Source organism: Streptococcus pyogenes (assembly GCF_002055535.1).
Taxonomy (GTDB): Bacteria; Bacillota; Bacilli; order Lactobacillales; family Streptococcaceae; genus Streptococcus; species Streptococcus pyogenes.
In genome coordinates this window covers 61,045-81,229 of sequence record NZ_LN831034.1, presented here as the reverse complement: position 1 = coordinate 81,229, position 20,185 = coordinate 61,045, and the positions used below count along the sequence as shown (strand labels likewise).

31 protein-coding genes and 1 rRNA gene are annotated in these 20,185 nt (G+C 40.2%); all 32 read right to left on the bottom strand.

Annotation, left to right across the window (positions count from 1 at the left end):
* Positions 1–8 precede the first annotated feature (8 nt).
* The 32 genes from B6D67_RS00510 to adhP all read right to left on the bottom strand — a co-directional run bounded on the left by B6D67_RS00510 (position 9) and on the right by adhP (position 20,027).
* Positions 9–1,557, bottom strand: a 16S ribosomal RNA gene (locus B6D67_RS00510).
* A gap of 821 nt (positions 1,558–2,378) precedes the next feature.
* Positions 2,379–2,765 carry a 50S ribosomal protein L17 gene (gene rplQ / locus B6D67_RS00505; RefSeq protein ID WP_002986602.1) on the bottom strand — a complete coding sequence of 129 codons (387 nt, stop codon included), beginning with the start codon at positions 2,763–2,765 and terminating at the stop codon, positions 2,379–2,381.
* A gap of 14 nt (positions 2,766–2,779) precedes the next feature.
* A complete protein-coding gene (locus B6D67_RS00500; protein WP_002986607.1) occupies positions 2,780–3,718 on the bottom strand; it encodes a DNA-directed RNA polymerase subunit alpha in 939 nt (312 codons plus the stop codon).
* A 45-nt stretch (positions 3,719–3,763) separates the two neighbouring features.
* Positions 3,764–4,147 carry a 30S ribosomal protein S11 gene (rpsK, locus tag B6D67_RS00495; protein WP_010921788.1) on the bottom strand — a complete coding sequence of 128 codons (384 nt, stop codon included), beginning with the start codon at positions 4,145–4,147 and terminating at the stop codon, positions 3,764–3,766.
* Positions 4,148–4,164: 17 nt separating this feature from the next.
* On the bottom strand, positions 4,165–4,530 hold the full coding sequence (gene rpsM, locus B6D67_RS00490) for a 30S ribosomal protein S13 (RefSeq protein ID WP_002986615.1): 366 nt from the start codon (positions 4,528–4,530) through the stop codon (positions 4,165–4,167).
* Between the two features lie 17 nt (positions 4,531–4,547).
* Positions 4,548–4,664 carry a 50S ribosomal protein L36 gene (gene rpmJ, locus B6D67_RS00485; protein WP_000868345.1) on the bottom strand — a complete coding sequence of 39 codons (117 nt, stop codon included), beginning with the start codon at positions 4,662–4,664 and terminating at the stop codon, positions 4,548–4,550.
* A gap of 25 nt (positions 4,665–4,689) precedes the next feature.
* A complete protein-coding gene (gene infA, locus B6D67_RS00480; protein ID WP_001040189.1) occupies positions 4,690–4,908 on the bottom strand; it encodes a translation initiation factor IF-1 in 219 nt (72 codons plus the stop codon).
* 117 nt (positions 4,909–5,025) lie between these two features.
* Positions 5,026–5,664, bottom strand: a complete 639-nt coding sequence (locus tag B6D67_RS00475; RefSeq protein ID WP_010921787.1) for an adenylate kinase — start codon at positions 5,662–5,664, stop codon at positions 5,026–5,028.
* Between the two features lie 149 nt (positions 5,665–5,813).
* Positions 5,814–7,118, bottom strand: a complete 1,305-nt coding sequence (secY, locus tag B6D67_RS00470; protein WP_002986618.1) for a preprotein translocase subunit SecY — start codon at positions 7,116–7,118, stop codon at positions 5,814–5,816.
* Between the two features lie 16 nt (positions 7,119–7,134).
* Positions 7,135–7,575, bottom strand: coding sequence for a 50S ribosomal protein L15 (gene rplO / locus B6D67_RS00465; protein ID WP_002986622.1), 441 nt, complete (start codon positions 7,573–7,575; stop codon positions 7,135–7,137).
* Positions 7,576–7,788: 213 nt separating this feature from the next.
* On the bottom strand, positions 7,789–7,971 hold the full coding sequence (gene rpmD / locus B6D67_RS00460; protein WP_002986624.1) for a 50S ribosomal protein L30: 183 nt from the start codon (positions 7,969–7,971) through the stop codon (positions 7,789–7,791).
* A gap of 14 nt (positions 7,972–7,985) precedes the next feature.
* Positions 7,986–8,480: a 30S ribosomal protein S5 gene (rpsE, locus tag B6D67_RS00455; RefSeq protein ID WP_002986625.1), complete on the bottom strand. Its 495-nt coding sequence runs from the start codon at positions 8,478–8,480 to the stop codon at positions 7,986–7,988.
* Between the two features lie 18 nt (positions 8,481–8,498).
* Positions 8,499–8,855 (bottom strand): 50S ribosomal protein L18, encoded by a 357-nt coding sequence (gene rplR, locus B6D67_RS00450; protein WP_002987751.1) that lies wholly within the window; start codon positions 8,853–8,855, stop codon positions 8,499–8,501.
* Between the two features lie 104 nt (positions 8,856–8,959).
* Entirely contained in the window at positions 8,960–9,496 is a 537-nt protein-coding gene (gene rplF / locus B6D67_RS00445) for a 50S ribosomal protein L6 (RefSeq protein ID WP_002986629.1), read from the bottom strand.
* Positions 9,497–9,698: 202 nt separating this feature from the next.
* Positions 9,699–10,097 (bottom strand): 30S ribosomal protein S8, encoded by a 399-nt coding sequence (gene rpsH / locus B6D67_RS00440; RefSeq protein ID WP_002987748.1) that lies wholly within the window; start codon positions 10,095–10,097, stop codon positions 9,699–9,701.
* 150 nt (positions 10,098–10,247) lie between these two features.
* Positions 10,248–10,433 carry a type Z 30S ribosomal protein S14 gene (locus B6D67_RS00435; RefSeq protein ID WP_002987746.1) on the bottom strand — a complete coding sequence of 62 codons (186 nt, stop codon included), beginning with the start codon at positions 10,431–10,433 and terminating at the stop codon, positions 10,248–10,250.
* 15 nt (positions 10,434–10,448) lie between these two features.
* The gene (rplE, locus tag B6D67_RS00430) at positions 10,449–10,991 is read right to left on the bottom strand and encodes a 50S ribosomal protein L5 (RefSeq protein ID WP_002986634.1); all 543 of its coding nucleotides are present in this window, start codon (positions 10,989–10,991) and stop codon (positions 10,449–10,451) included.
* Between the two features lie 23 nt (positions 10,992–11,014).
* Positions 11,015–11,320 carry a 50S ribosomal protein L24 gene (gene rplX, locus B6D67_RS00425; protein ID WP_010921786.1) on the bottom strand — a complete coding sequence of 102 codons (306 nt, stop codon included), beginning with the start codon at positions 11,318–11,320 and terminating at the stop codon, positions 11,015–11,017.
* Positions 11,321–11,398: 78 nt separating this feature from the next.
* Positions 11,399–11,767, bottom strand: a complete 369-nt coding sequence (gene rplN, locus B6D67_RS00420) for a 50S ribosomal protein L14 (RefSeq protein ID WP_000615920.1) — start codon at positions 11,765–11,767, stop codon at positions 11,399–11,401.
* Between the two features lie 24 nt (positions 11,768–11,791).
* Entirely contained in the window at positions 11,792–12,052 is a 261-nt protein-coding gene (gene rpsQ, locus B6D67_RS00415; protein ID WP_000440811.1) for a 30S ribosomal protein S17, read from the bottom strand.
* Between the two features lie 25 nt (positions 12,053–12,077).
* Positions 12,078–12,284, bottom strand: coding sequence for a 50S ribosomal protein L29 (gene rpmC, locus B6D67_RS00410; RefSeq protein WP_000775731.1), 207 nt, complete (start codon positions 12,282–12,284; stop codon positions 12,078–12,080).
* Between the two features lie 9 nt (positions 12,285–12,293).
* On the bottom strand, positions 12,294–12,707 hold the full coding sequence (rplP, locus tag B6D67_RS00405) for a 50S ribosomal protein L16 (protein ID WP_002986644.1): 414 nt from the start codon (positions 12,705–12,707) through the stop codon (positions 12,294–12,296).
* Positions 12,708–12,710: 3 nt separating this feature from the next.
* The gene (gene rpsC, locus B6D67_RS00400; RefSeq protein WP_000529929.1) at positions 12,711–13,364 is read right to left on the bottom strand and encodes a 30S ribosomal protein S3; all 654 of its coding nucleotides are present in this window, start codon (positions 13,362–13,364) and stop codon (positions 12,711–12,713) included.
* A 12-nt stretch (positions 13,365–13,376) separates the two neighbouring features.
* Positions 13,377–13,721, bottom strand: a complete 345-nt coding sequence (rplV, locus tag B6D67_RS00395; RefSeq protein ID WP_002986651.1) for a 50S ribosomal protein L22 — start codon at positions 13,719–13,721, stop codon at positions 13,377–13,379.
* Between the two features lie 15 nt (positions 13,722–13,736).
* The gene (rpsS, locus tag B6D67_RS00390; RefSeq protein ID WP_000533765.1) at positions 13,737–14,015 is read right to left on the bottom strand and encodes a 30S ribosomal protein S19; all 279 of its coding nucleotides are present in this window, start codon (positions 14,013–14,015) and stop codon (positions 13,737–13,739) included.
* A gap of 138 nt (positions 14,016–14,153) precedes the next feature.
* A complete protein-coding gene (gene rplB, locus B6D67_RS00385; protein WP_002986654.1) occupies positions 14,154–14,987 on the bottom strand; it encodes a 50S ribosomal protein L2 in 834 nt (277 codons plus the stop codon).
* Between the two features lie 17 nt (positions 14,988–15,004).
* A complete protein-coding gene (locus tag B6D67_RS00380; protein ID WP_002986656.1) occupies positions 15,005–15,301 on the bottom strand; it encodes a 50S ribosomal protein L23 in 297 nt (98 codons plus the stop codon).
* Positions 15,301–15,924 carry a 50S ribosomal protein L4 gene (gene rplD / locus B6D67_RS00375; protein ID WP_002986657.1) on the bottom strand — a complete coding sequence of 208 codons (624 nt, stop codon included), beginning with the start codon at positions 15,922–15,924 and terminating at the stop codon, positions 15,301–15,303. Before rplD ends, B6D67_RS00380 begins: the two co-directional genes overlap by 1 nt.
* 23 nt (positions 15,925–15,947) lie before the next feature.
* The gene (gene rplC / locus B6D67_RS00370; RefSeq protein WP_002986659.1) at positions 15,948–16,574 is read right to left on the bottom strand and encodes a 50S ribosomal protein L3; all 627 of its coding nucleotides are present in this window, start codon (positions 16,572–16,574) and stop codon (positions 15,948–15,950) included.
* A gap of 247 nt (positions 16,575–16,821) precedes the next feature.
* Positions 16,822–17,130, bottom strand: coding sequence for a 30S ribosomal protein S10 (rpsJ, locus tag B6D67_RS00365; RefSeq protein WP_001284518.1), 309 nt, complete (start codon positions 17,128–17,130; stop codon positions 16,822–16,824).
* 200 nt (positions 17,131–17,330) lie between these two features.
* Complete coding sequence (locus B6D67_RS00360; RefSeq protein WP_010921784.1) at positions 17,331–18,623, bottom strand: MATE family efflux transporter; 1,293 nt, start codon at positions 18,621–18,623, stop codon at positions 17,331–17,333.
* A gap of 387 nt (positions 18,624–19,010) precedes the next feature.
* Positions 19,011–20,027 (bottom strand): alcohol dehydrogenase AdhP, encoded by a 1,017-nt coding sequence (gene adhP / locus B6D67_RS00355; protein ID WP_010921783.1) that lies wholly within the window; start codon positions 20,025–20,027, stop codon positions 19,011–19,013.
* Between the last annotated feature and the right edge of the window lie 158 nt (positions 20,028–20,185).

Sequence of the window (20,185 nt, the reverse complement as noted above, 5' to 3'; positions counted from 1 at the left end):
TTCCTTAGAAAGGAGGTGATCCAGCCGCACCTTCCGATACGGCTACCTTGTTACGACTTCACCCCAATCATCTATCCCACCTTAGGCGGCTGGCTCCTAATAGGTTACCTCACCGACTTCGGGTGTTACAAACTCTCGTGGTGTGACGGGCGGTGTGTACAAGGCCCGGGAACGTATTCACCGCGGCGTGCTGATCCGCGATTACTAGCGATTCCGACTTCATGTAGGCGAGTTGCAGCCTACAATCCGAACTGAGATTGGCTTTAAGAGATTAGCTTGCCGTCACCGGCTTGCGACTCGTTGTACCAACCATTGTAGCACGTGTGTAGCCCAGGTCATAAGGGGCATGATGATTTGACGTCATCCCCACCTTCCTCCGGTTTATTACCGGCAGTCTCGCTAGAGTGCCCAACTTAATGATGGCAACTAACAATAGGGGTTGCGCTCGTTGCGGGACTTAACCCAACATCTCACGACACGAGCTGACGACAACCATGCACCACCTGTCACCGATGTACCGAAGTAAAACTCTATCTCTAGAGCGGGCATCGGGATGTCAAGACCTGGTAAGGTTCTTCGCGTTGCTTCGAATTAAACCACATGCTCCACCGCTTGTGCGGGCCCCCGTCAATTCCTTTGAGTTTCAACCTTGCGGTCGTACTCCCCAGGCGGAGTGCTTAATGCGTTAGCTCCGGCACTAAGCCCCGGAAAGGGCCTAACACCTAGCACTCATCGTTTACGGCGTGGACTACCAGGGTATCTAATCCTGTTTGCTCCCCACGCTTTCGAGCCTCAGCGTCAGTTACAGACCAGAGAGCCGCTTTCGCCACCGGTGTTCCTCCATATATCTACGCATTTCACCGCTACACATGGAATTCCACTCTCCCCTTCTGCACTCAAGTTCTCCAGTTTCCAAAGCGTACATTGGTTGAGCCAATGCCTTTAACTTCAGACTTAAAAAACCGCCTGCGCTCGCTTTACGCCCAATAAATCCGGACAACGCTCGGGACCTACGTATTACCGCGGCTGCTGGCACGTAGTTAGCCGTCCCTTTCTGGTTAGTTACCGTCACTTGGTGGATTTTCCACTCCCACCATCATTCTTCTCTAACAACAGAGCTTTACGATCCGAAAACCTTCTTCACTCACGCGGCGTTGCTCGGTCAGGGTTGCCCCCATTGCCGAAGATTCCCTACTGCTGCCTCCCGTAGGAGTCTGGGCCGTGTCTCAGTCCCAGTGTGGCCGATCACCCTCTCAGGTCGGCTATGTATCGTCGCCTTGGTGAGCCTTTACCTCACCAACTAGCTAATACAACGCAGGTCCATCTCATAGTGGAGCAATTGCCCCTTTTAAATTACTAACATGCGTTAGTCTCTCTTATGCGGTATTAGCTATCGTTTCCAATAGTTATCCCCCGCTATGAGGTAGGTTACCTACGCGTTACTCACCCGTTCGCAACTCCTTGAACCGGTGCAAGCACCAGTTCTCAGCGTTCTACTTGCATGTATTAGGCACGCCGCCAGCGTTCGTCCTGAGCCAGGATCAAACTCTCTTTAATTTGCGTTTGAACTTACTCGTTCCTTCTGTCGCTGACAGATTTATTTCTCGTTTCTTGACGGGTAATATGTCTCCATATCACCCTCACGTTTGGTTCGTCTTATTCAGTTCTCAAAGGTCTTAACGTCTCCTAAGAGACAACTTCTTTATTCTATCAGGTTTCTCATAGCCTGTCAACTACTTTTTCATCTTTTTTCAATAAGTGTGTTACAGGAACCTCTCTGACAGCTTTATTAGTATACGATATCTTTACTGTCATTGTCAACTCTTTTTTTACTTTTTTTGTACTTTTTTACAATTTTGTTGGAAACGGCTTAAAGTGACAGATTTTAAAAGTAAAAAAGATATTTTCACCTCCAAATTAAAAGAGGATTTTAGAATACTTATTAATAAAATATTGAATAGGGGATAAAACTAACAATATAGTTTGAGCATCTGTTTGCGATGCAAGTTTTTTTCGGACATTTAAACGAGGGGATTACACCGTTTATTTGCCCATGAGAGGTCTTTAAACACCTGCATAAGGTTTTCTTATTCTGATGACCTTATTGTCTCTGAGAAAACTTTATAAACGCATCAGAAGAGGCTTCTGTGTTATTGTTTTGCTCAGCTTAAAAGCGGGGGGTGTTCACCTCATAATACAACAAAACGCCTGCTTATAAAAAGTTTCTATAGCTTAGATACCTTTCATAAACAAGCGTTACATATTAACAATATGATGAGTGTTCCCGCTAGGAAAAATCCTAGCGGTAGACCAGAGCTAGACTAAGAATAATCTCTCGATTACTCCATCATCATAACACTCAACAAAATTGATAAAAATTAAACTAATTCAATAATTGCCATTGGAGCAGCATCTCCACGGCGTGGTTCTGTTTTAAGAATACGAGTGTATCCACCGTTACGTTCTGCATAACGAGGTGCAATTTCTGAGAAAAGTTTTTGAAGAGCTGTCGTTGATGTGTATTTATCGGTAGCTTCATCATAATTTTCTGATGCGATTTCGTTACGAACGTATGCAGCTGCTTGGCGACGAGCATGAAGATCACCACGTTTACCAAGAGTAATCATTTTTTCAACTGTTTTACGGATTTCTTTTGCACGTGCTTCTGTCGTTACAATTGATTCGTTGATCAAAAGATCTGTCGTCAAATCACGAAGCATTGCTTTACGTTGTGAGCTAGTGCGTCCTAGTTTACGGTAAGCCATTTTGTCCTCCTATATTATTTATCGTTTTTTAGTCCGAGACCTAAGTCAGCAAGTTTAACCTTAACTTCTTCAAGGCTCTTACGTCCAAGATTACGGACTTTCATCATTTCAGGCTCAGATTTTTCTGTTAAATCGAAGACAGTGTTAATGCCTGCACGTTTTAAACAGTTATATGAGCGTACGGATAAATCAAGCTCCTCGATGGTGCGGTCAAGTACCTTTTCATCGTTCACTTTTTCAGTTTCTTTCATTACTTCGGTAGCTTTTGCAACCTCTGTTAAATCAGTAAACAGGTTTAAGTGTTCGATCAAAACTCGAGCAGATAGACCTAAAGCATCTTCAGGAATAATTGTTCCGTTTGTCATGATTTCAATCGTTAATTTATCAAAGCCATCATTGCTACCTACACGGGCAGGTTCAACTTGATAATTAACTTTTTTAACTGGCGTATAGATTGAATCTACTGCCAATGTACCCACAGGTGCATCATCTTTTTTGTTGCCTTCTGCTGGCACATAACCACGTTTTTTAGCAACAGTCATTGTTGCACGTAGAGAATGTCCTTCAGCGATTGTAAAAAGATAATGATCCGGGTTAACAAGTTCGATATCACTGTCAGTAAGAATATCACCAGCTGTTACCTCTGCTGGTCCTTCTACTTCAAGTTCGATAATCTTTTCGTCTTCGACGTATGATTTCACAGCAAGTCCCTTAACATTAAGGATAATTTGCATGACATCTTCACGTACACCTGGGATTGTATCAAATTCGTGTAGTACTCCATCAATTTTAATTGATGTTACTGCTGCACCTGGAAGTGAAGACAAGAGTACACGACGAAGAGAATTACCTAGAGTTGTTCCGTAGCCACGTTCAAGTGGTTCGATGACAAATCTACCGTAATCTTTATTTTCATCAATTTTTGTTATTATTGGTTTTTCAAACTCAATCATTTTTTCACCCCTCGAAACGAAACTTGTGTACTATTTGTTATATGATTATACACGACGACGTTTTGGAGGACGAGCACCATTATGTGGCACAGGGGTCACATCACGAATTGCAGTTACTTCAAGACCTGCAGCTGCTAGAGCACGAATAGCTGATTCACGACCTGAACCAGGACCTTTTACAGTCACTTCAACAGTTTTTAGTCCGTGTTCTTGTGCAGATTTTGCAGCAGCTTCTGCAGCCATTTGAGCAGCAAATGGAGTAGATTTACGAGAACCTTTGAAACCAAGAGCACCAGCTGATGACCATGCAAGAGCATTACCATGCACATCTGTAATCATAACAATAGTGTTATTAAATGTAGCGTGAATGTGTGCAACACCAGATTCGATGTCCTTTTTCACACGACGTTTACGTGTTGGTTTAGCCAATTGTTTTACCTCCTATTTTATTTTTTCTTACCTGCAATCGCAACAGCTTTCCCTTTACGAGTGCGAGCATTGTTTTTAGTATTTTGTCCACGGACAGGAAGTCCACGACGATGACGGATTCCACGGTATGAACCGATTTCCATCAAACGTTTAATGTTCATGTTTACTTCACGTCGAAGGTCACCTTCAACTTTGATTGCATCCACTTCACGACGGATAGCATCTTCTTGATCTGATGTTAAATCTTTAACACGGATATCTTCAGAAATACCTGCAGCTGCTAAGATTTTTTTAGATGTTGCAAGACCAATTCCGTAAACATAAGTAAGTGAAATTACTACGCGTTTATCATTTGGAATATCAACTCCAGCAATACGAGCCATTTTTTCTCCTTTCTATTTTATCCTTGACGTTGTTTGTGTTTTGGATTTGTCGGACAAATTACCATAACACGACCATTACGGCGAATAACTTTACAGTATTCGCAAATTGGTTTAACCGATGGTCTTACCTTCATGTTTTAATCCCTCCAATTATTTCGATTATTTAAAGCGGTATGTGATGCGTCCACGTGTCAAGTCATAAGGACTCATTTCTACTGTAACACGGTCACCTACTAAAATACGAATGTAATTTTTGCGGATTTTTCCTGATACAGTTGCTAGAATTTGATGTCCATTTTCCAATTCAACAGTAAACATTGCATTTGGCATCGTTTCTACTACTTTGCCTTCAATTTCAATCACGTCTTCTTTTGCCACGCAAAAGTACCCCCTAAATTTCGATTTGATGTCCTCTGAGCACAGAGGTAACAATTATAAGTCAGACTAAACTAGTATATCATTACTAATCTACTTATGCAAGTAGATTTGTATAATTTATTTGAGTTCTAGCAACGCTTTTTCAACATCTGCAAAAACGTCTGTTATTTCTTGATTACCTTCAATATCTGTAACAAGACCAAGCTTACGATAGTGTTCAAGAATAGGTTCTCCTTGAGCCATATTGACGTCCAAACGACGTTTAACAGTTTCAGGCTTATCATCTTCACGTTGATAGTAATCTTCTTCTTTATAATCTACTGGTGGGTTGAACACTTTATGGAACGTTTCACCAGTTTTACGATTGATAATACGACCACTCAAACGCTCTACAAGACATGATGGATCCACTTTAATATTAATAACACCATCTAAGCGGAGTCCTAGTTCTTCAAGTGTTGCATCTAAGGCGTGTGCTTGTTCAATAGTACGTGGATACCCATCAAGCAAAAAACCTTTTTCTGCGATATCATCCTCAGCTAAGCGCTCTTTTACAATCCCGTTTGTGACTTCATCAGGAACCAATTCACCTTTATCAATATAACTTTTAGCTAAACGTCCCATTTCGGTTTGATTAGCCATTGCGGCGCGGAACATATCCCCTGTTGAGATGTGAGCAATACCAAATTCTTCAACAATCTTAGCTGCTTGGGTCCCTTTACCAGCTCCCGGCAAACCCATGATTAAAAGATTCATCTTTTCCTCCTCTTTTAAAATAAATACATAGTAGGAAATTATTTTCCTTGGTTTTTGTTTTCAAATGGCAACAAGAAATCGTTTGATGATAACCAAGTCTTATTGTCATTTAAAAACAAAATAGAAGGTTGACAATGTCAACCTGTATTCTATTCTGCTGTATTCATAAATCCGACATATTTTCTCTTTAGAAGATATCCCTCAAGCTGTTTCATACCTTCGATACCAGTTGAAATCAAAATGAGCAAACTAGTTCCACCTAAAGCAATACTAGAAGAAAGGTTGAGAGCTTGTTGTGCTGCTATTGGCGCTAAAGAGATAAATGCTAAGAAGATAGCTCCTACGGTTGCTAGTTTTTTTAGCAATGCGGACATAAATTGTTCTGTCTCACGTCCAGGGCGAACACTTGGTATATATGAGGAATTCTTCTGAAGATTTTCTGCTGTCTTCTCAGGATTAACTTGTACAAAGGTATAGAAGAATGAGAACAATATAATCAACAAGGCGTAAACTATCATTCCGACTGGAGTTTGATAATTAAAAATTTCTTGCAAACGGTTTAACCACGGTAAATCTCTACCATTTTGAACAAAAGGAATAATCGTACTTGGGATAGTTGTAATCGAGCTAGCAAAGATAACGGGAATAACGCCGGCTGGATTTACTTTTAATGGAAGATATGAACTTGTAGGTGCACCTTGCATTAGCTTTGTGTATTGGATTGGAATTTTATATTCCGCTTGTTGGACATATGTTGTAAAGAAAACAATAGCAAGAACAGCTATGATTAAAATCCCAACAATGAGATAAGACGAGTGTAAATCACTTGCCTTAACATTTACAAAATAGTCTTCACGAATTGTTGCAATTGCACTTGGAATAGACGAAATAATACCCGCAAAGATAATCATTGATACGCCATTACCAAATCCTTTATCTGTGATTTGTTCTCCAAGCCAGGTAACAATAACGCTACCTGTTGTCAGTAATGCCCCGATCAGTAAATATGTTTTGATGTCTGGTGTCTTAACAAGTGCAACGTTCGACAAAGTATTAAACCCTGCAGTGATACCAATGGATTGGGCAAAAGCCAAAACAAGTGAAATATAGCGCGTCGCTTGATTTAATTTACGACGTCCAACCTCACCTTGTTTGCCCCACTCAACAAACTTAGGTAAAATATCCATCTGCAATAACTGAACAACGATAGAAGCAGTAATATATGGGCTAACCCCCATTGAAAATACTGAGAAATTTCTCATCGCATTACCACTAACTAAGTTTAACATATTTAAGAAAGGGAGTTCACTTAATTGCTCTAAGCTCTTGGCATTTACACCAGGTACGGTAATATGTGTCCCAATTCGGAATACAAGAATGATAAATATAGTAAAGAAAATTTTATTCCGTACAGTCTTTATCTTTAACGCGTCTTTTAGTATTTTTAAGAACATAATGAGTATCCCCTCATTAGATGACTTCGATTGAACCACCTTTAGCAATAATAGCTGCTTCAGCAGATTTTGAGAACTTAGCTGCTTTTACAGTCAATTTTTTAGTCAATTCACCGTTACCAAGCACTTTAACGCCTGATTTTTCAGCTCGGACAATACCAGCATCTTTTAAAATAGCCGGAGTCACTTCTGTACCATCATCAAAAACATTCAGTTGATCAAGATTCACAAGTGCATATTCTTTAGTATTAATATTTGTAAAGCCACGTTTTGGAATACGACGGAACAATGGTGTTTGTCCACCTTCAAAACCTAAACGTACACCGCCACCGCTACGAGCTTTTTGACCTTTTTGACCGCGACCAGATGTTTTACCATTACCTGATGATGTCCCACGACCAACACGGTTACGTACTTTACGTGAGCCTTCAGCAGCTTTTAATTCATGAAGTTTCATTTTTTCTCCTTTTTTTGTAAAATGCTAGCGCCTCTATGAGGGAAAAGGACTCCCTATAGAAACTCGCCTATACATTAATGATACTTAAGTTATCCAAAATAACTTAATACAGATACGCACTAACCGACTACTGTTTGTTGCCAAAAAGCAAACTACAAGAGTCGGTTTTGTGCTCGTTTTTAATTATGAAATCAGAGATTTCACAGTTATAACTTATTTAACATCTTCAACGGTAACCAAGTGAGAAATAGCTGTCACCATACCACGGATAGCAGCATTATCTTCTTTGACTACTGAAGAGTTTAATTTACCAAGTCCAAGAGCAACAACAGTTTTACGTTGTTCTGGCTTACGTCCGATAGGAGACTTAGTCAAAGTAATTTTAATTTGAGCCATGATGATCCCCTTTCTTATGCTAAGTCAGAAACTGAGATGCCACGAAGTGCGGCAACTTCTTCTGCACGTTTAAGTTGTTTCAATCCTTCAACAGTTGCACGAACAATGTTGATTGGAGTGTTTGAACCAAGAGATTTTGAAGTAATATCAGCAACACCTGCTAATTCGATGACGGCACGAACTGCACCACCAGCAGCAACTCCAGAACCTTCTACAGCTGGTTTCAATAATACTTTAGCTCCACCGAAGTTAGTGTAAACTTCGTGAGGGATTGTTGTACCAACCATTGGTACTTCGATCATGTTTTTCTTAGCAGCTTCAACTGCTTTACGGATAGCTTCTGGAACTTCTTGAGCTTTACCAGTACCAAATCCAACACGACCATTTCCATCACCAACAACTACAAGAGCTGCAAAGCGAAGACGACGTCCACCTTTAACAACTTTTGTAACGCGGTTAATCGCAACAACGCGTTCTTCAAGTTCAACTGCATTATCTTTAAATGCCATTATTTTGTGTCCTCCCTATTAGAATTTCAATCCGTTTTCACGAGCTGCATCAGCCAAGGCTTTAACACGTCCGTGATAGAGATATCCACCGCGGTCAAACACCACTTCAGAAATACCTTTAGCCACTGCACGTTCAGCAACAAGTTTGCCGACTACAACGGCTTGTTCTGTTTTTGTTCCTTTAGAAACGTCTTTATCAAGAGTTGATGCACTTGCGAGCGTTACACCCGCTACGTCATCAATAACTTGAGCGTAGATGCCTGTATTAGAACGGAATACGTTCAAACGTGGGCGATCAGCAGTTCCAGAGAGTTTACCGCGGACGCGACGGTGGCGTTTTTGGCGGATTTTGTTTTTATCTGGTTTCGAAATCACAATTTTCACCTCTTAATTTTAATCAATTTGTCTCATTGACAAGTTGTCGATTGAACTTATCGAGCATGTTAAGGTGCAATACTTCCCATACCCGACTAAGAACATTATTTACCTGTTTTACCTTCTTTAAGGCGTACGTATTCACCAACGTAACGGATCCCTTTGCCTTTGTAAGGCTCTGGTGAACGCAAGCTACGGATGTAAGCAGCTGTTTGACCAACAACTTCTTTGTTGATTCCTTCAACTGAGATTGAAGTTGGGTTAGCAACAGTGAAAGTAATTCCTTCTGGAGCTTCAACTTCGTCTTGGTGAGATTTACCTACTGAAAGGACAAGTTTAGTACCTTGAAGTTGAGCACGGTAACCGACACCCTTCATTTCAAGATCTTTTTTGAAACCTTCAGAAACACCTACAACCATGTTATTCAAGTTAGCACGGGTTGTACCATGGATTGTTTTCATTTCTTTTGAGTCGTTAGGACGTACAACTGTGATTTCAGTCCCTTCAACTTTGATTTCAATATTTTTGTTGAACTCACGAGTGAGTTCGCCTTTAGGGCCTTTAACAGTAATAACATTGTTGTTATTTGTTAATTCAACGCCTGCAGGCATAGTAATTACTTTATTACCAATACGTGACATGTTTATTTTCTCCTGTTAAATTGTCAAGCCGCATAGCGACTAGTTTTCACGGGGGTTTGATAGAATGATATACTTCAATTTATATTTCAAAATTGAACACGAGCTGTGGTCTGTGTGAAAAAGATAAATCTTCCTTGAGTGTAAACACGCTACGTCAGATTTCCTATTTTCACTTTGTCCACGACGCTCTTAGTATCTTAAATTACCAAACGTAAGCGATCACTTCTCCACCAACATTCTTTTGGCGAGCTTCTTTGTCAGTCAAAAGACCTTCTGATGTTGAAATGATTGCAATTCCAAGTCCGTTAAGAACTTTAGGCATGTCATCACGTTTTGCGTAAACGCGAAGACCTGGTTTTGAAATACGTTTTAAGTTAGTGATAACACGTTCACCATTTTTTCCGTATTTTAAGAACACACGAATGATGCCTTGTTTATCATCTTCGATAACTTCAACATTTTTTACAAAACCTTCACGTTTAAGAATCTCAGCAATCCCTTTTTTAATGTTTGAAGCAGGTACTTCTAACACTTCGTGTTTTACTTGATTAGCATTACGGATACGTGTTAAAAAGTCTGCAATTGGGTCAGTCATAACCATTTTTTATATTCTCCTCTTACTAGCAGTTTGATGCTATCACTTACTAGTTAATGTTGTCCTTAAAGGACTTTGGTATCAGCTTATGCTCACACCGTTTTAATTAAGCACAAGACTTAATCTGAAGAACAAATTAAGTTTTGTGTCATATTTTTACCAAGAAGCTTTGACAACACCTGGAATTTGACCTTTGTAAGCCAATTCACGGAAGCAAACACGACAAAGTTTAAACTTGCGGTAAACTGAATGTGGACGTCCACATTTTTCACAGCGAGTATAAGCTTGTGTAGAGTGTTTTGCAGGACGTTTGTTCTTAGCAATCATAGATTTTTTAGCCAATTTATTTACCCCCTATTATTTTGCAAAAGGCATTCCAAGGCCCTTAAGCAATTCACGTGATTCTTCGTCAGTATTTGCAGTAGTGACGATTACAATATCAAGACCACGTACTTTATCAACATCATCAAAGCTGATTTCTGGGAAGATAAGTTGTTCTTTCACACCGAGAGTGTAGTTTCCGCGTCCATCAAACGATTTTGTTGGAACGCCATGGAAGTCACGTACACGAGGAAGTGAAACGCTAACCAATTTGTCTAGGAATTCGTACATACGTTCGCCACGGAGGGTAACTTTTGCACCGATCGCTACACCTTCACGAAGACGGAAGCCAGCGATTGATTTCTTAGCTTTAGTAATAAGTGGTTTTTGACCTGAGATAAGTGCTAATTCAGCTGCAGCTTTCTCTAGGTTTTTTGCGTTGGATACAGCATCACCAACACCCATATTGAGAACAATTTTCTCAACTTTTGGCACAGCCATAACTGATGTGTAATTGAATTTCTCTGTCAACGCAGGAATTACTTCGTTAGTATATTTTTCTTTTAAACGATTTGCCATTATGCTTCTCCTTTCCTTCGTGATTAATCAAGCACTTCGCCTGATTTTTTGCTGTAACGTACTTTTTTACCGTCAACAACTTTATAACCAATACGTCCAGCTACACCATTTTTATCTAATACTTGAACATTAGAGACATGGATAGGTGCTTCTTTTTCGACGATAGCTCCTTGAGGATTTTCAGTGTTAGGTTTTTGGTGTTTTTTAATCATTCCAACACCTTCAACAATAACTTTGTTAACTTTTGGAAGTGCTTTAAGAACTACAGCTTCAGTGCCTTTGTCCTTGCCAGCAATTACGCGAACTTTGTCGCCTTTTTTTACAAACATTCTGGTTTCTCCTATTATTTCTTACGCCCCGATGGGCACCCTAGGAAAACCTAGGGGACTACGTTTGTTAATCTGAGATTAAAGTACTTCTGGTGCAAGTGATACGATCTTCATGTAGCCACCCTCACGCAATTCGCGTGCAACTGGGCCAAAGATACGAGTTCCGCGAGGAGTTTTATCATCACGGATGATTACAGCAGCATTGTCGTCAAATTTGATGTATGAACCGTCTGGACGGCGTGCACCAGTTTTTGTACGAACGATAACAGCTTTAACCACATCACCTTTTTTAACTGCTCCACCAGGAGTAGCTTGTTTTACAGAAGCAACGATTACGTCACCGATGTTAGCGAATTTACGTCCTGAACCACCAAGTACTTTGATAGTCAAGATCTCACGAGCACCGCTATTATCAGCAACTTTCAAGCGAGTTTCTTGTTGAATCATTTCAATTTTCTCCTTTTAGTTTGATTAGATAATAACAGCTTTTTCCACTACTTCCACAAGACGGAAACGTTTTGTAGCTGAAAGTGGGCGAGTTTCCATGATACGAACGATATCGCCTTCTTTAGCAACGTTGTTTTCGTCATGTGCTTTATATTTTTTAGAATAGTTGATACGTTTACCATAGACTGGGTGGTTACGTTTAGTTTCAACTACAACTGTGATTGTTTTGTCCATCTTGTCAGACACTACGCGTCCGTAAAGAGTTTTACGTTGATTACGTTCCATTTAGAATTTCTCCTTTCCCAATCTATTATTTCATTTCTGATTGCACAGTTTTAACACGTGCAATTTGTTTCTTAACTTCGTCAAGGCGAGCAGTCTTTTCAAGTTGACCTGCTGCAGCTTGGAAACGAAGATCAAACAATTCTTTTTTGAGTTCGTTTTCTTTCTTAGCAAGTTCTTCTTGAGACAATCCACGAAGCTCTTTAACAAAATCTTTAATTTCTTGAAGTTTCATGTCTTCTCCTTATTCTGCTTCACGTTTTACGAATTTGCACTTAACTGGTAATTTGTGGCTAGCAAGACGTAATGCTTCGCGAGCAATTTCTTCAGAAACACCAGCAATTTCAAACATCACTTTACCACGTTTAACTGGTGCTACCCAACCTTCAGGTGCCCCTTTACCAGAACCCATACGTACACCGATAGCTTTTGCAGTGTATGATTTGTGTGGGAAGATTTTAATCCAAACTTTACCACCACGTTTCATGTAACGAGTCATCGCAATACGGGCAGCTTCGATTTGACGGTTTGTAATCCAGTGGCTAGTTGTGGCTTGAAGTCCGTATTCACCGAATGAAACTTCTTTACCACCTTTAGCCTCACCGCGCATTTTTCCACGGAATTCGCGACGGTGTTTAACACGTTTAGGTACTAACATTTGTTATTTGCCTCCTTTAGTGTTTTTACGAGCTGGAAGAACTTCTCCACGGTAAATCCAAACTTTAACGCCAAGTTTACCATAAGTTGTGTCAGCTTCTTCCCAAGCATAGTCGATATCAGCGCGAAGCGTGTGAAGTGGAACAGTTCCTTCTGAATAACCTTCAGCACGAGCGATATCAGCACCGTTCAAACGACCAGAAACTTGAGTTTTAATCCCTTTAGCTCCTGCACGCATTGTACGTTGGATTGCTTGTTTTTGAGCACGACGGAAAGCAACACGTTGCTCAAGTTGACGAGCAATGTTTTCACCAACAAGGTGAGCATCTAAATCAGGTTGTTTGATTTCGATGATGTTGATGTGTACTTGTTTTCCAGTTAATTTGTTAAGTTGACCACGAAGAGCGTCAACGTTTGCGCCACCTTTACCGATAACCATACCTGGTTTAGCAGTGTGAAGTGAAACAATAACTTTGTTTACTGCACGTTCAATTTCAATAGTTGAAACTGATGCGTCAGCTAATTCTTTATTAATGAATTTACGGATTGCAAGATCTTCATGAAGGTAATCCGCGTATTCTTTTTCAGCATACCATTTCGCATCCCAGTCACGGATGATTCCGACACGCATACCAATTGGATGTACTTTTTGACCCACGATTTTACCTCCTTATTTTTCTGATACAACTACAGTTACGTGAGTTGTACGTTTGTTGATTGGTGAAGCTGAACCTTTCGCACGTGGACGGAAACGTTTCATTGTTGGTCCTTCGTTAGCGAATGTTTCAGATACTACCAAGTTTGCTTTTTCCAAACCAAAGTTGTTTTCTGCGTTAGCAATTGCTGAGTTAAGAGTTTTCTCAATAACACGAGCTGCTTTGTTTGGAGTGAATTTTAAGATTGCGATTGCGTCAGCAACTTTCTTACCACGGATAAGATCAAGTACTAAACGTGTTTTACGAGGTGAAACACGCACTGTACGAGCCATTGCTTTAGCTGAAGTAATTTCTGCCATTGTGTCCTCCTCCTATTAACGACGTGTTTTCTTGTCGTCAGCTGCGTGACCTTTGTAAGTACGCGTTGGTGCAAATTCACCAAGTTTGTGACCTACCATGTCTTCTTGGATGTAAACAGGTACATGTTTACGTCCGTCATAAACTGCGATTGTATATCCGATGAAACTTGGGAAAATCGTTGAACGACGTGACCAAGTTTTGATTACTTTTTTCTTTTCGTCGTTTGCTTGAGCTTCAACTTTTTTCATCAAATGCTCATCGACGAAAGGTCCTTTTTTAAGACTACGTCCCATTTTGTAGTTTTCTCCTTTAAATAATGTACCACAGCGGCTTGAATTCAAGAGCAAGACTCCAAACTCTACCGAGTTGGCGGAATAAATAGCAAAGCTATTGTAACGCTATTTCAGCAAGTTTTTAGCAACTTACTAAAATTATTTTTCGTTACGACGACGAACGATAAGTTTGTCTGATTTAGCTTTCTTGTTACGAGTTTTAAGACCAAGCGCTGGTTTACCCCATGGAGTTGATGGCGCTTTACGTCCAACTGGTGCTTTACCTTCACCACCACCGTGTGGGTGATCGTTAGGGTTCATTACAGAACCACGAACTGTTGGGCGGATACCTTTCCAACGGCTACGTCCTGCTTTACCAATGTTAACAAGTGATTGTTGTTCGTTACCAACAGTACCGATAGTTGCACGGCATGTACCAAGAATCATACGAACTTCGCCTGATTGAAGACGAACAAGAACGTATTTACCTTCTTGACCAAGTACTTGAGCAGAAGCTCCAGCTGCACGAACAAGTTCTCCACCTTTACCAGGTTTCAACTCAATATTGTGAACAACTGTACCGACAGGAATGTTTGCTAATGGAAGTGCGTTACCAACTTTGATATCTGCATCTGGACCAGAAACAATACGTTGACCTACTTCAAGACCTTTAGGTGCAATGATGTAAGCTTTCACACCGTCAGTGTAATGTACAAGTGCGATGTTTGCAGTACGGTTTGGATCGTATTCGATTGTTTTAACAACTGCTTCAACGCCATCTTTGTTACGTTTGAAGTCGATCAAACGGTAATGACGTTTGTGTCCACCACCTTGGTGACGAACTGTGATGCGACCATTGTTGTTACGACCAGCTTTGCTCTTAAGAGAAACAAGCAATGATTTCTCAGGCGTGCTTGTTGTGATTTCCGCGAAATCCAAAGAAGTCATGTTACGACGGCCATTTGTCGTTGGTTTATAAACTTTAATACCCACGTTATTTCCTCCTTAGATTATTCAGCTTCAGCTGCGAACAACTCGATTGCTTTAGAATCAGCTGTAAGAGTGATGATAGCTTTTTTAGTTTTTGAAGTGAAACCTGTGTAACGACCAACGCGTTTTGCTTTTGGTTTAACGTTAACAGTGTTTACACTTGCAACTTTAACTCCGTCAAAAGCAGCTTCAACAGCTTGTTTGATCAAAAGTTTGTGTGCACGAGTATCAACTTCGAAAGTGTATTTGCCTGCTTCAAGAGCAATCATTGACTTCTCAGTGATAACTGGTTTTTTGATTACGTCGTACAAATTCATTATGCAAGAACCTCCTCAATTGTAGAGATTGCTTCTTTAGTAACAAGAAGTTTGTCTGCGTTCACGATATCAAGAACACTTGCAGTTGCTGCAGTTGCAACAGTTACGTTTGGAAGGTTACGTGCAGAAAGTGCTGCAAATTCATTTCCTTCTTCAACAAGAACAAGTACTTTTGTATCAATGCTAAGAGCTGAAAGCACTTTTGCAAATTCAGCAGTTTTTGGTGCTGCAAATGAAAGGCCTTCTACAGCTACAAATTTATCTTCAGCAACTTTTGCTGAGTAAACTGATTTCAACGCAAGGCGACGAACTTTTTGTGGAAGTTTGTATCCGTATGAACGGGGAGTTGGTCCAAAGACAACACCACCACCACGCCATTGTGGTGAGCGGATAGAACCTTGACGAGCGCGTCCAGTTCCTTTTTGACGCCATGGTTTACGTCCACCACCTGATACTGCTGAACGGTTTTTAACCGCATGAGTACCTTGGCGAAGGCTAGCGCGTTGGCTAATTACAACATCAAAAACAACTGATTCGTTTGGTTCGATACCGAAGATAGCGTCGTTTAATTCAACTGAGCTAACTTCTTTACCAGTTTGGTCAAATAGTTTTACGTTTGCCATTTTAACTGTTTTCTCCTTTCTTATTATTTAGCAGCTTTAACTGCTGACTTGATAGTGATAAGAGATTTCTTAGCACCTGGTACGTTACCTTTAACAAGGATAACGTTCTTTTCTGGGATAACTTGTACAATTTCAAGGTTTTGAACTGTTACACGGTTACCACCCATACGTCCTGCCAAGCGTTTGTTTTTGAAAACGCGGTTAGGCGCAACAGGTCCCATAGAACCTGGGCGACGATGGTAACGAGAACCGTGAGCCATAGGACCACGTGATTGACCATGGCGTTTGATAACACCTTGGAAACCTTTACCTTTTGATGTCCCTGTGACGTCAACAACATCACCAGCTTCAAATTGTTCTACAGATAATTCTGCACCAACTTCTAAGCCTTCAATGTTTTTGAATTCACGAATGAAGCGCTTAGGAGCTGTGTTTGCTTTTGCAACATGGCCTTTGGCAGGTTTGTTACTCAAGACTTCACGTTTGTCATCAAAACCAACCTGAACTGCTTCATAACCGTCTGTTTCAACAGTTTTAACTTGAAGCACAACGTTTGGAGTTGCTTCAATGACAGTAACAGGGATGAATTCGCCTGATTCAGTGAAGATTTGAGTCATTCCCACTTTTTTCCCTAAGATTCCTTTTGTCATGAGAAAATATTTCCTTTTCTTAATAATATTTCAAAAAGTTTTTTATGAGCGTTTTTTGTGCTCAAAAAAGTTTTTTACGAGCGTTTTTTGTGCTCATAGCAAGATACAAAGAGCGTCAAACTCAAAATAAAAATAGAAAATCTAACACAAAAGCTTCTGTTTCGAGGAAGATTTATCTTTTTCATGTAGAGTTTAGCTCGTGTTCAAGTTCCATCAAACACTAACTGTACTTGCAAAATCTCACCGATTAAAGTTTGATTTCTACGTTGACACCACTTGGAAGATCAAGTTTCATCAAAGCATCAACAGTTTTTTGTGTTGGATTGATGATGTCTACCAAACGTTTGTGTGTACGCATTTCAAATTGTTCGCGAGAATCTTTGTATTTGTGAGTCGCACGAATAATTGTGTAAAGACTGCGTTCAGTTGGAAGTGGAACTGGTCCAGCAACTGTAGCACCTGTACGTGTTGCAGTTTCAACGATTTTTTCTGCCGCTGTATCAAGTGTACGGTGTTCGTACGCTTTCAAACGGATACGGATTTTTTTGTTTGCCATCTTTTCTCCTCTCGTCTATTTACGATAATAGGCTAGCTCCTCAAGAAAACCGACACCTGTTGCGTGGCAATGCAACCGAGCGTGTCGCAACCTCTTGTATCATTGCTAAAGCTGTATTTTTACAGCACCACAATATAATAACAGAATCATTTAGTCATTGCAAGCTTTTTAGGCATTTTTTTCAAAAAAAAACTACCTTCCTAATGAAAGGTAATTTCTTGGTACTTTTTAAAGTGTTTAGAGAGAATAAACCACCGACTGGTATTATCTAACACTGTCGCCATCCAGACCCCTATGAGTCCATATTGCCAAACCACACCAATCACATAACCAAGGCCAATGCGAATCACCCACATTCCTATGGTTGTTGCATAGAAAGGAAGCTTTGCTTTTCCCAAACCCTGCCAGACGGCTGTATAAACTAAAGTGCCTGCCGTTGCGGGAGCTCCTAGTAAAGAAAAAAGTAAAACAATCATGGCAGACCTTTGAGCATCAGTATTCTGTGTAAATAGCGGCAAGAGACTAGGACCTAGCAGATAGGTCAAGGCTCCCATAACCAGCATCATGAGGGTGGATAAAATAAAAGCTTCTCTAATAATATACCTTATCTCAGTCACCTTACCGCCCCCCAGTTGCCTAGCCACTAGAATAATTGTTGCCGTTGCCATGGCTAAGCCAGGCATGTAATTAAACTGAGTCAAGGTTTCTCCAATAGCATTACCTGCCAAGGCCGTTGTCCCAAAGCGAACAACAATGCCAATAATTAGGACATCTCCTGCTCTCATCATCAAACGTTCACCAGCAGCAGGTAGTGATAAATCAAAAATAATTTTGTCCAAAGGTCTCATCAATCGTTTCGCAACCTGTTTAATAGGAATAAACTGACAAAGTAAAAACACACCCACTAAACGAGATAAAACCGTCGCCCAAGCAACACCAAGAAGACCAAATCCCCATACATAGATAGACAAGGCAGAAAAAATGGCATTGAGTACGTTTATTAATAAGCTCACTTGCATAGGAATCTTAGGATACCCTTGAGCTCGAACAATAGCTCCTAAGCTAGTTAAAAGTCCTAGACTAACAATCATACCGCCGACAATGGATAGATATTGCCCTCCAACCAATGTTACAGAAGCTTCAGCTCCTAGCCATTCTAACACCTGATGATGTCCAGCAACTGATAACAACCCTAAGCCGACCGAAAGGAGGAGTGTTACTTGCAAGACACCTGCCATATAGTTTAATTGTTTGTTCTGATTATTTTCTCCAATACTTCGAGCAATCAGACTAGATACAGCAGCTCCCAGCGCGATAAAGAGGGACTGATAAATACTGATAATGTTGTTAGCTATGGAGACACCAGAGACTGCTACAAGTCCAATTTGAGCCACCAGGTAATTATCAACCATTCCCATTAACATCTGTAAAATATTTTCTATCATAGAAGGCAGAGCTAAAGAGAAAATTTTTCTTCTATTATTATATATCATTTATGTCCCCTAATAAAAAATTCTTGATCAAACGATTTTTTCAAACACAGTCACTGGACTCATTCAGTTATTTTGGTCCATTAATGAATTCATAAAGTCTATCTTAATAGCAGAGTCCCAAGATACACGACACTTAGTGTTACAGTAACAATTGACCACATGCCAATCCTTAACATTTACCTAACGTTTATAACTAAGAAGATGAAGAACAAAAGGACTCCAAACGAATTTTTTCTATTATATAATATATTCTTCATTTAGCAACTTTCAATGTATCAAAATAGCACTCTCGAGTCAAAAATGTTTTCTGATACTCGAGAGTGCTATTTTATTTGGAATCAAGTTTAAGCAACTTAGGCTTATCTCATATTTAATACATTTGTATGTTTAGCTGATGAAATCTAAGACCTTGCGCCCTTGGATTAAACCACGTTCCATTTCATCAAAGACTTCTGGAGCAGTGTCAACTGGAACTTTTTCGACAACCGGAGCAACCAGACCTTCTGCACCAAAGGCAAAGGCTTCTTCCAAGTCTTTACGTGTCCCTACAAGTGATCCGACCACTTTGATACCATCTAAAACAGTTTTTACGATAGACAGTTCCATGTATTCTGATGGAAGACCTACGGCTACAACTGTTCCACCGGCACGGACACTATCAATTGCTTGGTTAAAAGCAACTTTAGAAACAGCCGTTACCACAACACCATGTGCTCCACCGGTTTTTTCTTGAATATAGCCTGGAACATCTTCAATTTCTTTGCCGTTAACTAAAATATCTGCGCCAACTTCTTTAGCTAACTCAAGTTTATCATTATTAATGTCCACTGCGACAACATGTGCATTAAAGACTTTTTTAGCGTATTGAACAGCCAGATTTCCAAGGCCACCAGCCCCAAAGATAACAATCCATTGGCCTGGAGCAGCACCTGCCTCTTTAATAGCTTTATAAGTTGTTACACCAGCACAAGTAATGGAAGAAGCTTGAGCCGGGTCTAAACCTTCTGGAACTTTAACTGCATAATCAGCTGTTACTACTGCATATTCACTCATTCCTCCATCAACACTGTATCCAGCATTTTTAACACTACGACAAAGTGTCTCACGTCCTGTAGTACAGTATTCGCAATGACCACATCCTTCAAAGAACCATGCAATAGAGACACGATCACCAACCTTTAAGGATGTTACGCCTTCTCCAATTTCTTCTACTATACCAATACCTTCGTGCCCCAAAATACGTCCTGGTACCTGACCAAAATCGCCATGTGCAACGTGTAAATCAGTATGACAAACGCCACAGTATTCTACTTTAACAAGCGCTTCACCATGACCAATATTTGGAAGATCATGCTCAACAACTTCGACACCTGTACTAGCTTGATTAACAACTACGGCTTTCATATCAGTCCTCCATCTAATAATGACTTTTTTGTAATCGGTTACAAATAAATTGTACATCTTTTCACAATGAAAGTCAATAGAAACCTGAAAAGTTTCTGAAACTTAACTGGTTAATCTTATAGCTGTTTGCCTATCTGCAAAATACTTAACTACATTTT